General features: G+C 35.1%; 13 protein-coding genes and 1 tRNA gene. 7 read left to right on the top strand and 7 right to left on the bottom strand.

Annotated features, from left to right (window positions below; translation table 11 throughout):
• Positions 1-466 precede the first annotated feature (466 nt).
• Entirely contained in the window at positions 467-793 is a 327-nt protein-coding gene (locus tag FG390_RS00725) for a MerR family transcriptional regulator (RefSeq protein ID WP_141189107.1), read from the bottom strand.
• Positions 794-1,062: 269 nt separating this feature from the next.
• Between FG390_RS00725 and FG390_RS00720 the strand changes: the two genes are divergently transcribed.
• Positions 1,063-1,224, top strand: a complete 162-nt coding sequence (locus FG390_RS00720; RefSeq protein ID WP_141189106.1) for a Fur-regulated basic protein FbpA — start codon at positions 1,063-1,065, stop codon at positions 1,222-1,224.
• A 118-nt stretch (positions 1,225-1,342) separates the two neighbouring features.
• Positions 1,343-1,418 (top strand) — tRNA-Val (locus tag FG390_RS00715).
• A gap of 379 nt (positions 1,419-1,797) precedes the next feature.
• Here FG390_RS00715 and FG390_RS00710 read toward each other — a convergent pair.
• A complete protein-coding gene (locus FG390_RS00710; RefSeq protein ID WP_141189105.1) occupies positions 1,798-2,316 on the bottom strand; it encodes a phosphatidylglycerophosphatase A family protein in 519 nt (172 codons plus the stop codon).
• Positions 2,317-2,474: 158 nt separating this feature from the next.
• Between FG390_RS00710 and FG390_RS00705 the strand changes: the two genes are divergently transcribed.
• Positions 2,475-2,825 (top strand): DUF421 domain-containing protein, encoded by a 351-nt coding sequence (locus tag FG390_RS00705; RefSeq protein ID WP_141189104.1) that lies wholly within the window; start codon positions 2,475-2,477, stop codon positions 2,823-2,825.
• 7 nt (positions 2,826-2,832) lie between these two features.
• A complete protein-coding gene (locus tag FG390_RS00700; protein WP_141189103.1) occupies positions 2,833-3,168 on the top strand; it encodes a DUF421 domain-containing protein in 336 nt (111 codons plus the stop codon).
• 122 nt (positions 3,169-3,290) lie between these two features.
• Here the strand turns inward: FG390_RS00700 and FG390_RS00695 are convergent, their stop codons facing one another.
• From FG390_RS00695 to FG390_RS00685, 3 genes are all read right to left on the bottom strand, one after another.
• Entirely contained in the window at positions 3,291-3,512 is a 222-nt protein-coding gene (locus FG390_RS00695) for a hypothetical protein (protein WP_141189102.1), read from the bottom strand.
• An 81-nt stretch (positions 3,513-3,593) separates the two neighbouring features.
• Positions 3,594-4,550, bottom strand: a complete 957-nt coding sequence (locus tag FG390_RS00690; protein ID WP_141189101.1) for a coiled-coil domain-containing protein — start codon at positions 4,548-4,550, stop codon at positions 3,594-3,596.
• 350 nt (positions 4,551-4,900) lie between these two features.
• On the bottom strand, positions 4,901-6,067 hold the full coding sequence (locus tag FG390_RS00685; RefSeq protein WP_141189100.1) for a BMQ_0737 family morphogenetic spore coat protein: 1,167 nt from the start codon (positions 6,065-6,067) through the stop codon (positions 4,901-4,903).
• A gap of 223 nt (positions 6,068-6,290) precedes the next feature.
• On the opposite strand from FG390_RS00685, the gene FG390_RS00680 reads away from it, so the two are divergent.
• Positions 6,291-7,076, top strand: a complete 786-nt coding sequence (locus FG390_RS00680; RefSeq protein ID WP_141189099.1) for a hypothetical protein — start codon at positions 6,291-6,293, stop codon at positions 7,074-7,076.
• 435 nt (positions 7,077-7,511) lie between these two features.
• Here the strand turns inward: FG390_RS00680 and fabI are convergent, their stop codons facing one another.
• Positions 7,512-8,288: an enoyl-ACP reductase FabI gene (fabI, locus tag FG390_RS00675; RefSeq protein WP_141189098.1), complete on the bottom strand. Its 777-nt coding sequence runs from the start codon at positions 8,286-8,288 to the stop codon at positions 7,512-7,514.
• Positions 8,289-8,480: 192 nt separating this feature from the next.
• Positions 8,481-10,316 (bottom strand): monovalent cation:proton antiporter family protein, encoded by a 1,836-nt coding sequence (locus tag FG390_RS00670; RefSeq protein ID WP_141189097.1) that lies wholly within the window; start codon positions 10,314-10,316, stop codon positions 8,481-8,483.
• A gap of 298 nt (positions 10,317-10,614) precedes the next feature.
• Here FG390_RS00670 and FG390_RS00665 point away from each other — a divergent pair, with 298 nt between their 5' ends.
• Together FG390_RS00665 and FG390_RS00660 are read left to right on the top strand one after the other, a co-directional pair.
• Positions 10,615-11,787 (top strand): FtsW/RodA/SpoVE family cell cycle protein, encoded by a 1,173-nt coding sequence (locus tag FG390_RS00665; RefSeq protein ID WP_141189096.1) that lies wholly within the window; start codon positions 10,615-10,617, stop codon positions 11,785-11,787.
• Between the two features lie 480 nt (positions 11,788-12,267).
• Complete coding sequence (locus tag FG390_RS00660) at positions 12,268-13,437, top strand: FtsW/RodA/SpoVE family cell cycle protein (protein ID WP_141189095.1); 1,170 nt, start codon at positions 12,268-12,270, stop codon at positions 13,435-13,437.
• Position 13,438: the final 1 nt, after the last annotated feature.

Here is a 13,438-nt window from a genome sequence, read left to right as displayed (position 1 = left end):
ATACTGAAACCCACTTATATACCAATTCCAAACCCTTGATTTGTGTATTTTTGATATGTAAACGTTAACGAATTTAAACTTTTAAGACATTAATCCATTGTCTTATATAATATCCTTTTATAAGACGATCCTTATAGATAGATTGAATTTTAAAAACCCTATCTGAATTGTGATATTGATCATTGAAATTAATATGATCCCGGTTGATCGACATATTTCACTTTGATTCATTTACGACACCATTCATGATATCGTTCAATCCATATTATCTTCGATTCATGGGTTTTTGACAAAAAAAAATCCACCCATTTAGGTGAATTTTTTAATAGTGACGTGGTTATGAAGTTGACTGAGATCGCATATTAGATTAGAAACTGGTCTAATACTTTAAACTTGATAACGATGATCATCTCATCATCTTAAGACACCCGTTATCCATCCAATCTATAGAACCAGAAAGTTTCTTTTATTGTCTCTTGTTGAAATATGCATTTAATTGACCTCTTATCATGGTTTCCTTAACGGCATGTTCATAACTAGTAGATTGCTTCATATTAAGTTCTTTTCTTAATTCAGATGTTTGCATACCTTCTTCTATTTTATTTGCAATTTCCATCAGTGCTTCTACATCTGAAAAAGAATACTTTCGATTACCACGTTCAGATCTTTCCGGGAAAATAAGTTTTCTTTTTTCATAATAGCGAATTTGCCGTTCACTTAATCCTGTTAGTTCACATACAGTACCTATGGAGATTACTTTTTTATAAATATATGATTCCGCCTTTGAAGACATTGGGCATCCTCCTAGGTCTTTTTCTTAATTATACGATAAATCTTAAAATAATCAAACTTATTTGTAAGGAATTCTAACATTAATAAAATCTCACTCTCATTGTTGTAAGCATTCCTTACATTTTAAATGATGTTTCTTTTCAAATGTTTTTTTGTTTAAATAATTGGGTATATGTATAGGTAGTGGAAGATTTTGTTGGTTAAATATCGCCAGGCTAACGAGTATTTTTTTAGATAACATAAGAAAAAGATTAAAGGGGGATTTTCAAAATGAAGTCGTACCTCCACAAGGATAACGAAAATAAGAAAAATAGATATATAGAAGGACTGTTAAATTTAGGTGTGTATAAAACGGAAAATAGACAGTTATATGAACTATCACTTCAGCAACTTGAACAAGAGTACTACAAAGTAATCAGTAAAAATTCATAAAGAAAAGAGTCAATTTTTTATTGGCTCTTTTTTATGATCATATTTAATCAAAAAAATGTCTAAATTTGTCGTTGACAATCTATTAATTTTCATTTATATTTATAAATGTTCCAAAAATGATCCGTTAGCTCAGTTGGGAGAGCGCTACCTTGACAGGGTAGAGGTCACTGGTTCGAACCCAGTACGGGTCACCATACATATACTTATTAACAACGCGGTTTCTCGATTCAGATCGAGGGGTCGCGTTTATTTCATTTTTGAGGTTGTTCAAAAAGTCACCAAATGATAATTTGCGAATCCTCGGCGCTCGCTCGTTTTTCCGGTCCTCATGTAGTGGATATAGGAGGATCTCTGGTTAAAACGTTCACGCTGGCGCCTGAAGCTACCACAACGCGAGGAATGCCGGTCCAATGAAAACTCGCCGCTCTTTGCCTCCGACGCTCAGGACAGGCTAGTACTGGCGTTTCTTGCAGGATGCCAGCGTACTTAGCTAGTACCCTTTCATTTGTCACCTTTTTACACGGTTATAAGCACCTTTGGCACGAATTGGCCGATACAGTTCAAAAAAATAATTTAATTATCATTTAATTCTTCTAGATCACGAATTCGGTGTGCTAAACGACTAGATGCATTTGCTGCAATACTGGCGACAAGATCATCTAAGAATGTATTAACATGGCCGCCTTCACCATTATCCAAATGTTTGATTATCCCTATCTTAGCTTTATCCAAGTGACCAAAAGTTGTTGCTGCTATGCTGCCATAACTTAAGACAGCGCCGATAGCAATCGTCTCATCTACGCCAAACAATCCTTCATCCTGTCTTATTATCGTTTGCAGTGGCTCAGATAATTTACCTTCTTCCGCTAACTTATCCAACTCAACGCCAACTAAAATAGCGTGTTGCAATTCTCTTTTTTCTAAAACTGCTTCAACACTTTCTATACATGAATCTATCGTTAAATTTTTTTGATACGGAGCTTGCATTAAATAAACAATCTTAGCTATATCAATAATTTGGACTCCTCGTTCAAGCAGCAATTGTTTTGTTTTTTCATAGATAACCCGACTCGGAACAAATTTCTCTTTCATTGATAAAAACTCCTTTTTCTATCTCTTTCTTGACTTACCCTATTCATACGTTTTTTTCTATAATCGAGTCATTAGTGGATTTATACATAAAAATCTCATATACGGTCAATCTTAGTGTAAAGATACCTTTTCAAGTTAATGTTGATAGGGGGAATTTTATGCATGCATATATATCATTAACTGTAGAACTCATTATTGGACTGTTTGGTTTGCTTATACTCACCAGATTAATGGGTAGAGCATCGATTTCAGAAGCAACACCTTTTGATTTTGTTTCTGTTCTTATCGTTGGGGATTTTGTCGGTGAAGCGATATATAATAAAGAAGTTAAAGTTTTTTTTATTCTGTATGCCATTTTTCTGTGGGGACTACTCATTATCTTGATAGATTTTATTACATTAAAATTCAGTAAAACCCGTAACATTTTCGAAAGCACTCCGTCTCTTATTATCGATAATGGTGTTCTTGATAAAAAAGAAATGAAAAGGAATAAACTAGACATAAATTAAGCTTCAAATGATGCTTCGGGACAAAGATGTCTTCTCAATACGCGAAGTTGCTTTTGCCATTCTCGAGCCAAACGGAAAAATATCAGTCATTAAAAAGCCTATATATGAACCACCAACAAAACTAGAAATGACTTCATCAATTAACTCTGTTTCATTACCCGTCACATTAATAAGCGATGGAAAAGTTCTACACAACAACATCGAAAAAATAGGAAAAACAAGTTCTTGGTTAAGAGATGAACTTCGTCATCGAGGCATTCAAGATACTCAGAATGTTTTTTTTGCTGAATGGCGACTTGAAGATGGCCTTTTTATACAAACTTCTAGTCCCAAATCTATTTGATAATGAATTTTAATTTGATTTACTTCCTAAACGGTATCTATAAACGGATAAAAGCGGTCGCCTATAGATCGAGTGAGAAATAACAGAGCAATCACGATCGATTGCTCTGTTAACAAAAATACCTATTTCTTTTCAGATGACGATTCACTTGTTGTATCAGATTCATGAGGTATTTCATGGCGTGGAATCGGGAATCCCCAAAAATCCCTCATAATAGGCTCTGTGTCATCTATCCGGGGTTCATGATGAGGGTGATCAGATTTAGGCTCAATGATCACTTTATCAGCAATAACGCGAAGAGTATCAACATGGATCGTTTTAGGTTTATTCTTTTCTTCTGACATGTCAGGTGCCTCCTTTCACTGGGTCACTTTCACTATATGCAACTCAATCTGATTTGATATAGGCATACGTCATACATCTAGTTAGACATTTATAAGAATTTGATTTGCACTTTTCACTTTATAATTATTATCTTGAAAAAAAACAAAACACTCGATCGATACATGATCGTTGTACTCATTTTCTATTGGGATTTGAAAATCAGAGACTTTTAATGTTTCTCCTGGAGCGAGTGGAAGAGGTTTTAACGGGTGAATCCATATTTCACCTCTTTCTCTTGCTTCGTCTGACCATTCATTTTCAAGAAAAACCCACTGTACTTGATCCTGGTCCAAATCATTGACATCCATGTCGCTAGCATGATTAATATGGCCTTTCAATACGGCTGCATCACCAGGATAAAATCGAAAACAAGTAATCGGGTTATTAAGTGATTCTAGTCCTATATTTTCAATAATAAGGTCTCCTCGGATAATTGTTTTTTTCTCACTAAAAATAATGGCATAGTCCGTGTAAACCATGGCTCTAACTTTTGAGTGTTTTGATGTTTCGATTATTTCTGGTGGTCTTTCTTTTACTACACTGTCTCCATTCGCTTTTAATCTTTTTTCCATAATCGCTATCCGTCTTTTGTATCTATCTATCTCTTTCTCTTTTGCATTCATTTCCTCTTGTACCTCGACTAATAAAGCTTCATATCCCTCAATTCGATGATATAAATCATCTTGCAGTCGGTCATCTTCGGTTTTTTGATTTTTTTGAAGTTCATCAATTTGCTTCAATTGTTCTTCACGTTCTTTTGCATATTGTTCTTTTAATGTATGATAAGAGTTTAATAGAGTTTGATATTTATTCTGGAGCTCTTGATTTAATGATGAAACTTTCTCTGATTCAATTTGAGATTCCTTTAGTTTTTCTTCTAATTGATGGAGCTTTTCATTAACAAATATAAATTCCTTTTCTAATTTTAATGACTTTTCCATGTAATATTTATGCCGATTAACCAATCGTGCATAGCTAAGGACCTCTTTTTCATCCAAGACGTTTCCCCCTCAAACATGGTCTTTGAACAGTATATGATCTATTTACTCCAAACATGCTTAATTCCCTTTCAAGATGACCGACGATCATATCATAATGAATCATTTAGATTTTTAGATAAAGAGTCAAATAAATAGAGAACAATCACTCATGGGAAAGCGTCATTAAAAGTGATCGTTTAAGTATCTTGATTTTTCCTCTAGTTACAAGCGGAATATCTGTTGATGCGGGAAAAAATGAAAGATGCTGACTAAAACCTCTTAAAGTTAAAAGGTATAAAGTCAGCACCGAAACTTAAGATTTAACCTGAAGAGTGAGCCTTCATAATTGGCTCACTCGGTAAATAATATTAGAAAGACAAATCTGCAGTTTCACTATCATCAATGACAATAGCTCCCTCTGTTACGTCAACAACTCCTGTATCAAACACTTTGCGTCCAGAATTTTCTTTTATAAGTTGTACTTGGAATTTATCTCCGTATTTACTTTGAAGAAGAGCAAGATTGAAATCTAGTTCATCGCCATGATCCGTTTTTCCTTCACCGCTAACAAGAAGTTTAACCCCACCTTTTACTTCAACCAATTCTAAAGTATCGGGATCAAATTCGGTCGCTACGAAGTTAAAACTTTTTAGTCCATCCTCGCGGGATCGATCATCAAATGTAAATTCAAATTTACTGTTGGAGAGATTTCCTCCTGGACAAATATCGAAGAGAATACCTGCTACGCCTTCTTCAGTTGCATCTGATTCTGTTTCACCACTTGCCTCACCTTTCGCCTTTGCCTCACAATGTTTACCAGGAAAAATATCTGGACATTGTTTTGGAAATTCAATTGGTGGGCAATTTCCATCTGGATTTTCAATTGGCTCAATATCATTTCCACGAGGTGCACAGAATTTCGCAAGAACTTCTAACTTCACTTCAGCTTCGACCTGTACATCTACGCAGAAAGTAACTTCAAATTTCACACGACTTGGTCCAGGAGCATTCAATATGAGTGATCCACTGGAAAGTTTTGAAAAGATTTTTGATACACGGCAGAATAAATCAGTACCATCAGGATAGCAAAGAACAAAAGACTCAAGAGCGGTCACATCAGTTTTAATCTTAGTGACTACCTCGCCATGGCGGTCTACAACTTTAATGATCACATTTGCCGTGAATAGTAAGTCAACCAGTTCAGCATCAACAAATTCACCACTAATCGGTACCGTTACATCTCGTTTATCTCCGACTTGTTCGCAGAAAAAATGTTTATCTTTTAAAGATGATGAATCACTACCACTTATAGGAAATAAAGGAGGTACCGTTGGAGTTGTAACAACGATACGCAACGGACGGCGAGAAGGGTCATCTAATGCACATTTAATGTCTTCTAATTGCTCATCTGTAAATCTAAGTTCCTTTTTCACTGTTAAACTATCCGTTACCCAGTCATAAACTTTGGGTACACGAATACATTCATCTTGAAGGCCAGAAGCCTTAGGGTGCCTTGGTTTATGTTTGTTACCCATTTCATACCTTCCTTTCTAATCAACAACTATCATTGTTGGTTGGTTCCTTACATACTATGGGTATAACCAAGATATTGGCACACTTCTGATAGCCCAATTTTTAATCATTTGCCCTAGTGCCCATTATAAGAGGTTTTGTTTTACCTTTATTTACCCGGTAATACCTTAATCCTTTTATATAAAATAAATGATGTCTAGATTAAAATATGAAAGTGGTGAAAAAATGCCTACGATTTATATTCATGACCAACCGTTAGTTTTACATAGGACCGCCTTTGATCAATTAGTTAAACTTCTTCCCTATTGGGGTCTTCAATTAACCGATAACAATAAAATAATAGGAGCTTTAAAGGGGAAACGTCTCTTCATTCAAACTCATCAGCAAGAATTAATCCAACAGGCGAGCCACCTCTTAAAACATACCTCTATTGATCTTTATCATGCGAAAGACCACCAAATAGATTTTATTGTATCCTATGAGCATGACTCATCAGAGCCGTTCATGACCATTAAGGATTCTAATCGAAAATATTGTCTCATACCCTCTAATGAACTTAACGTGAATCAATCCCGCTTTATTTATAAAGGAATTTGGATACCTAAACAAAGTAAAATGCCTTATATTACATTCCATTGTCCGTCTATTTATTTGGCTAGCGAGTGGTTATCCTATTTAATTTTACTTCATCAATCGAAACATTTACCTTTCCTTCGCTATATCAAACAAGACTCCTATGCCTTTCTTGTTGATCACGTACTAAATAAAATAAATCCTTCATTGGCTGCCTACCAAAAGCCCAATAAAACACAACCTGAATTTTCGTGGCCAATTTTTCCTGCTAAACAAACCCTGAAACCTAAGAAAAAACGTTTCAATCATTTAAATTCTGACTCTTTTCAAGCTTTGAACCATGAACCCATCACAACTAACACGTTTAATCCTTTCAAAAAAGAACATCCAAAAAAAGTACAAATTAATCCTTTCTCACAAAAAAAGAACGATGATTAAAACGAAGAGCATCTACTATGAATATACTAAATATGAATAAAACATCTTAAAAAGTGAGGTTTATTTTAAAGTGAACAAACAAGAGGTTAAAAAACTATATCGGAAAGCCAAACGCAAAAATTATAAGGAAAAAATGGAATCCACGAAAAAGTCTCTCTTTGATAAACCAGAAATTTCAGGTTGTCGGTCCTGTGGTAAAGTCACTTGGAGACCAAAATAAAGAAAACTTACCGAATGCAGGGCCTATAATGCGCAGACAGAGGCCTCGATACCTTAAATTTTTGCACTTTCTTAAAGTGTAAAGAAAACTTGCAAGGGGTTTAAGTTGATCCTAGTTTCGGTCATTTCAGGCCTTTGGTCCAACAATGTTGAATATAGGTGTACAAAGCATAAAAAAGAGCCGGCCTTCAATTTGGCCAGCTCATTATTTTTATATTAGATACCTATAACGTGATACCCACTATCCACGTGAATAATTTCTCCAGTAATGCCACTTGCAAGTTGACTCATTAAAAATAGAGCAGTGTTTCCAACATCTTCAGTTGTAATCGTACGACGAAGTGGTGAACGTTCTTCAATAACCTTAACAACACTATTGAAGTCAGAGATTCCTTTTGCTGATAATGTACGGATTGGACCTGCAGATATCGCATTCACACGAATATTTTGTTTGCCAAGATCACTAGCAAGGTAGCGAACACTTGCATCCAAACTGGCTTTAGCCACTCCCATCACGTTGTAGTTTTGAACAACACGTTCTCCACCAAGGTACGTCATAGTCACAATACTACCGCCCTCAGTCATCAACTCTTTTGCTTCTTTGGCCACAGCTGTTAATGAATAAGAACTAATATTTTGAGCTAAAAGGAAACCATCGCGTGTCGTATTTAAATAATCGCCTTCTAACTCTTCTTTATTCGCAAAAGCGATACAATGGGCTAAACCATGGATCGTTCCTACATCTTCTTTAATGGCTGTAAAAGTGGATTTGATTTCTTCATCGTTTGTAACATCACAAGGATAGAATAAGCTATCTTTATTTTCTAGCGTTTCTGCTAATTTTTCAATTCCTGCCTTAAATCGTTCAGTTGCGTATGTAAAAATGAGCCTTGCGCCAGCTTTGTCAAGAGCTTGTGCAATGCCCCATGCAATACTTCTTTTATTGGCAACCCCCATAACGACGATGGTACGTCCTTCTAAAGACAAATTCATTTGTTTACCTCCCGAAATCTTTCATAAAATCTATCATCTGAAATCAATTATATCATGAATGTCTGGATATTTGCCAACGTCATATATGCATTTAATAGGCTATGTTAGCTATCCATGTAGTTTTTTCGTCTCTCAAAGAAAAAAGGTAAATCACGATATCGTTTTCTGATACGTGATTTACCTATCCGAGTTTTATTCTAACCGTTCTCTAAGCTTATCGACATGTTCTTTACTTCCAGTAACAACTAATCGGTCACCGACTCTTATTTGAGTATCACCCTGAGGAAGAATAGAATCTCTGCCTCTATAGATTCTTACAACAATAATATCTCCTAAGAATGGTAGACGACGTAACGTCGGCCCCACGATTTCTCTATTATTTACATTAATGGAATAGAGACCATTGTCTTTTTCGTTTAGAAGTTTGACTAAATCAGGAGAATGAATAATCGCTTTTAAAACAGATTTTATAGAGAAATAAGTCGAAAAAGTATCAATGCCTTCGTCTTGCAATTCTTTCATAAGTTCAGGACTTTCAATTCGTGAAACAATGCGATTAATGCCACGATCCTTCGCCATTTTGCATATTTTGGCATTGGTATCATCTACCCCTGTCGAAGCGACAAGAATATCAGCTGTGAAACAGCCTGCTTTTTCTAATGTTGTTTCATCGTAATTATCTAATTCGATGACATCAAATGAGGTATCAGCCTCATTTGATTCTAACTTTTGTAATTTAGTATGGTATATTTTTGTTTCGAATGAACCTTCATTCATTTCTAAAGACAACGGCAACGTTATTCGGTTAGCACCAATAAAGACAATCCGTTGTTTTTCATCTGCAGCTGTTTTTGGAAAGACCTTACGAAATACGACAGGCGTAATAATACATGAAATAACAGCAAGTAGAATTAATGCCGATGACATCTTATTATCGATCACGTGAATACGTTCCCCGACTTTAGCTGCAGCAACGACAAGAGACAAGGTGGATGTCAGTAAAAATCCTGATCCAATGACGGTACGCCAATCATACCATTTCTTTAGAATTAAAGTAGGAATCAATTTAGACACTAATAGACCTACAAATAAAATAGGAATTATAAGGAGAACCGTGAAATCGCTAAATAATTTCCAAATATCTAAATCGACTCCGATCATGACGAAGAAAATCGGAATAAGAAATCCATAGCCAAATGAGTCAAGTTGTTGAACCATTTCTCTGTTTGGGGACAATAGAGATACAAGTACTCCCGCTAGAAATGCGCCTAATATATTTTCAGCACCGACAGTCTCGGAAAGACCGACAAGCAATATAATGAGAGCAAATATGGCACGCATTCCTATTTGCACAGTTCCTTTTGATAAAGATTCAAAAAAAGTTCTATGGCGTAGCGTCTTAGCGATGAAGTAAATAACGACACCGACGACAAAGAGTATCAATAGGAGACCCATTCCGCCAGAGCTTTTATCATAGAATGAGACAAAGACGGATAAGAGAACCATCGTTACGAGATCTGCAATGACCGTAATTAAAAGGATGATTTGCCCAATTGACGTTTTCATCAATTTGGCTTCTTTTAGAGTAGGCATAACAACGCCTAATGAGATGGTCGATATAACAAGTGTCATGAAGAAATAATTGCTTGTTAAATTACATAGCGTTAATATAACAGAAATAATAAATGAAATGATCAGAATAGCTAGGAAAACAAGACTAGATATAACTAATCCATTAGGTGTAGATTTTCCATCTTTCCCTTTCTTTTTATTCCCACTAGAGGTGAAGACTGAAAAGTCAATTTCCACTCCACTTAAAAACATGAGGAATATAAATCCTAAAGTGGATAGCGTATCTATCCAAGCCCCATGGTCAACCAGATTAAATCCACTTTCACCTATAATTAAACCTGCCATAATTTCTGCCACAACAACTGGAATAATATTTAGCTTGAATTTTGTTAATAAAATTGGGGTAACTAACGCTGCGAGTAATACAACGACTAATGAAGTAACTGTTGAATGCATACCTTCCTCCTAAATGTTTTTTACTATTCTAATGAAATTCTTATTATCTTTCAACCAATACAAAATGTCCACTCATCCGACTTAGTTAGATACAGAAATTTAAGGTATACGTTCCACAAGACGATTATATTCTATTGTTATGTAATTCCGCGACTATAATAATTTGGTTTTGGCAATCTAATAACAAGCAACAAAATTTAAAAAGACCCTTATTTTAAAACATTTCCGTTTCATACTGACTCAACATAAGGTATGATGAAATGGAACCCAGTTATTATTTGTAAAAAGGAACAGTCTTATGAACAAAAATCAATCCATTTTTTCAAAACTTGATTATACAATTATCTTTATTATTTTTCTGTTTTTTTGTATTAGTCTAGTGGCTCTATATTATGCACCAGACGGCGGAAAAAATTTTATTATCCCTCAAATCAGATGGTATTTTTTTGGATTAATCGTTTTTGTGATTTTTTTGTTAATCGATTATGACTATCTCAAACAAATTCATTGGATCTTATATGGTTTTTGTATGCTATTACTTCTTGGTTTATCATTGAAACAATTTCTTAATATACCCGTGCCTTTTGTTGCAGACCCGGAAGATACCATGGGTGCTCTGAGTTGGTATGCAATACCTGGTATTGGCTCTTTGCAGCCATCTGAATTTATGAAAATCTTTATGACTGTTTCGATGAGTACTATTATTTCTAAACACAATGAAAATGATGCTATTAAAACTGTTCATGATGATCTTATCCTGCTCGGAAAACTGGCTCTTGTTTCAGGACCGCCTTTTTTCCTAGTTCTCGCACAACCTGACCTTGGAACAGCTCTTGTTATGTTTTCAATTATTTTTTGCATTGTTTTAGTTTCTGGCGTACGTTGGCAAATCATCTTAGCGATGGTATCAACTATCGTGGCAGGAGTCATTTTATTTTTTGTATCATGGTTTAAATTCCCTTCACTAATTGATCTTGTTTTAGAATCTCACCAAAAAGCCCGTTTTTATGGCTGGTTAGATCCTGTTAAATACTCAAATGAGCAAGGGTTTCAATTAATTCAATCCTTACACACCATTGGGCCAGGAGAAATGTTAAACTTCGGTCTAGATAAATCAGCTGTTAATATGTCTGAGGGTCATACTGACTTTATCTTTGCTGTTATTGCAGGTAGTTTTGGATTTATCGGTGCCTCCATTGTTATTGGACTTTATTTTATTTTAATTTATCGCATGGTCCATGCAGCAATGACGAGTCATGATCCTTTTGGAAGTTATATCATTACTGGATTTATCGGCATGTTCATGTTCCAAGTTTTCGAGAACATTGGAATGACCATACAGGTAATGCCAATTACTGGGATCACCCTCCCGTTTTTAAGTTATGGAGGGAGTTCAATTATCACCAGTATGATGGCAATTGGGATTATCCTCAGCATTCAATCTCGAAAAAGAACATACATGTTTGATTAAGAACGACTCAAGTAATGGTCTTCTCGTGGCTCGTTTAATTTTTTATTTCACGTGAACTCAAGTATCTAGTATAATTTAGCTGTACTTTATGTAATAGCCGAGAACACTTTTGACTTTAATCATGAGAGGTTCAGAAAACTCCCATTTTATACCTATGGAAGTTTTTTATCTTAAAAAATAGAGATACCCATTTAAAATCTCATCTTATAACATTTAAGTGGGAGATAACGACTAAATGAATGAGTAAATGTTAGACTTTCTCCGGTGGTAAACAACTTTAGAGATTTTTTTACATCAAGATAAATTGATACCAACCATATTTCCGAAAACAATTTAAAATAAGTGAATTTTAACGAGTAAGGTCAAAAAAACGAACGCAGCAAACGAATGTTTTATATTGCTACTTTTAAAGTGGTGGTGATTTGTAAATATCAATCAAAATAAAGAAAATTTTACAACTTAGAAAAAGGAAGTTCGCTTATGAATAAGGATAATATTTTCTCAAAACTAGATTACACACTCATTTTTACCGTTTTCTTACTTTTTTGTACAAGTCTTATTGCTATTCATCAGGCCCCTTTAGACTATAATCTTCGTCATATCAACTTTGTTAATAAACAGATTCAGTGGTATGTCATCAGTGGAATTATGGCTTTTCTTATTATTTTATTCGATTATGACCGTCTCAGGCAATTACACTGGTTTTTTTATGGGTTTGGCCTTTTTCTTCTATTTGGGATTTCAGTCGCTCAATTTCTACATGTACCCGTGCCCTTTGTTCACCCAATCAAAGGGGCATGGAGTTGGTACCAATTCCCGGGAATTGGTCAAATCCAACCGTCTGAATTTATGAAACTATTTATGATTATTTCGATGAGTGCTGTTATTTTTAATCATAACGAGACGTACGCCGTAAAAACGGTTCATGAAGATTTTTTATTACTTGGGAAATTAGCGCTTGTTGCTGGACCCCCATTTTTACTTGTTCTCACTCAGCCAGATTTGGGAACAGCACTGGTTATGTTTTCCATTATCTTTTGTATTTTTATTATCTCAGGGATTAGATGGCAGTTCATTTTATCGATGATCCTCGCATTAGTTGTCGGAGTAACGGCTTTTTTTATTGCTTGGTTTAAGTTCCCTTCGTTGATTGGTTTAATTTTAAAACAACACCAAAGTGCACGATTTTATGGTTGGCTTGATCCTTATAAATATACGAATGACCAAGGTTACCAACTCATTACTTCACTTAATGCCGTAGGGACAGGACAGTTGTTTAATAAAGGGCTTGATCCAACGGTATTCTTTCCAGAGGCTCATACTGACTTTATCTTTTCTGTGATCGCGGGGAGTTTTGGATTCATTGGCGCATCCATAGTCATCGGCTTATATTTTATCCTCATTTATCGCATGGTTAGAGCCGCTTCTTTAACTCATGATCCACTTGGCAGCTATATGATTACTGGATTCATCGGCATGTTTACCTTTCAAGTATTTGAAAATATCGGTATGACCATACAAGTCATGCCGATTACCGGGATCACGCTTCCTTTTCTAAGTTATGGAGGTAGTTCATTATTAACCAGTCTGATGTCAATTGGACTTATCCTTAGTATTCAAGCTAGAAAAAGGACCTATATGTTTTCATAAA

Origin of the sequence: Terrilactibacillus laevilacticus, from assembly GCF_006517395.1 — a bacterium.
GTDB lineage: Bacteria > Bacillota > Bacilli > Bacillales > Sporolactobacillaceae > Terrilactibacillus > Terrilactibacillus laevilacticus.
Note: the sequence above shows the minus strand (reverse complement) of the source record. Positions and strands in the feature narration are given on the sequence as shown.

Excerpts from the sequence above, each read along its gene's own strand:
- FG390_RS00725 (WP_141189107.1), bottom strand. The coding sequence starts at position 793 with ATGTCTTCAAAGGCGGAATCATATATTTATAAAAAAGTAATCTCCATA.
- FG390_RS00720 (WP_141189106.1), top strand. The coding sequence starts at position 1,063 with ATGAAGTCGTACCTCCACAAGGATAACGAAAATAAGAAAAATAGATAT.
- FG390_RS00710 (WP_141189105.1), bottom strand. The coding sequence starts at position 2,316 with ATGAAAGAGAAATTTGTTCCGAGTCGGGTTATCTATGAAAAAACAAAA.
- FG390_RS00705 (WP_141189104.1), top strand. The coding sequence starts at position 2,475 with ATGCATGCATATATATCATTAACTGTAGAACTCATTATTGGACTGTTT.
- FG390_RS00700 (WP_141189103.1), top strand. The coding sequence starts at position 2,833 with ATGATGCTTCGGGACAAAGATGTCTTCTCAATACGCGAAGTTGCTTTT.
- FG390_RS00695 (WP_141189102.1), bottom strand. The coding sequence starts at position 3,512 with ATGTCAGAAGAAAAGAATAAACCTAAAACGATCCATGTTGATACTCTT.
- FG390_RS00685 (WP_141189100.1), bottom strand. The coding sequence starts at position 6,067 with ATGGGTAACAAACATAAACCAAGGCACCCTAAGGCTTCTGGCCTTCAA.
- FG390_RS00680 (WP_141189099.1), top strand. The coding sequence starts at position 6,291 with ATGCCTACGATTTATATTCATGACCAACCGTTAGTTTTACATAGGACC.
- fabI (WP_141189098.1), bottom strand. The coding sequence starts at position 8,288 with ATGAATTTGTCTTTAGAAGGACGTACCATCGTCGTTATGGGGGTTGCC.
- FG390_RS00670 (WP_141189097.1), bottom strand. The coding sequence starts at position 10,316 with ATGCATTCAACAGTTACTTCATTAGTCGTTGTATTACTCGCAGCGTTA.
- FG390_RS00665 (WP_141189096.1), top strand. The coding sequence starts at position 10,615 with ATGAACAAAAATCAATCCATTTTTTCAAAACTTGATTATACAATTATC.
- FG390_RS00660 (WP_141189095.1), top strand. The coding sequence starts at position 12,268 with ATGAATAAGGATAATATTTTCTCAAAACTAGATTACACACTCATTTTT.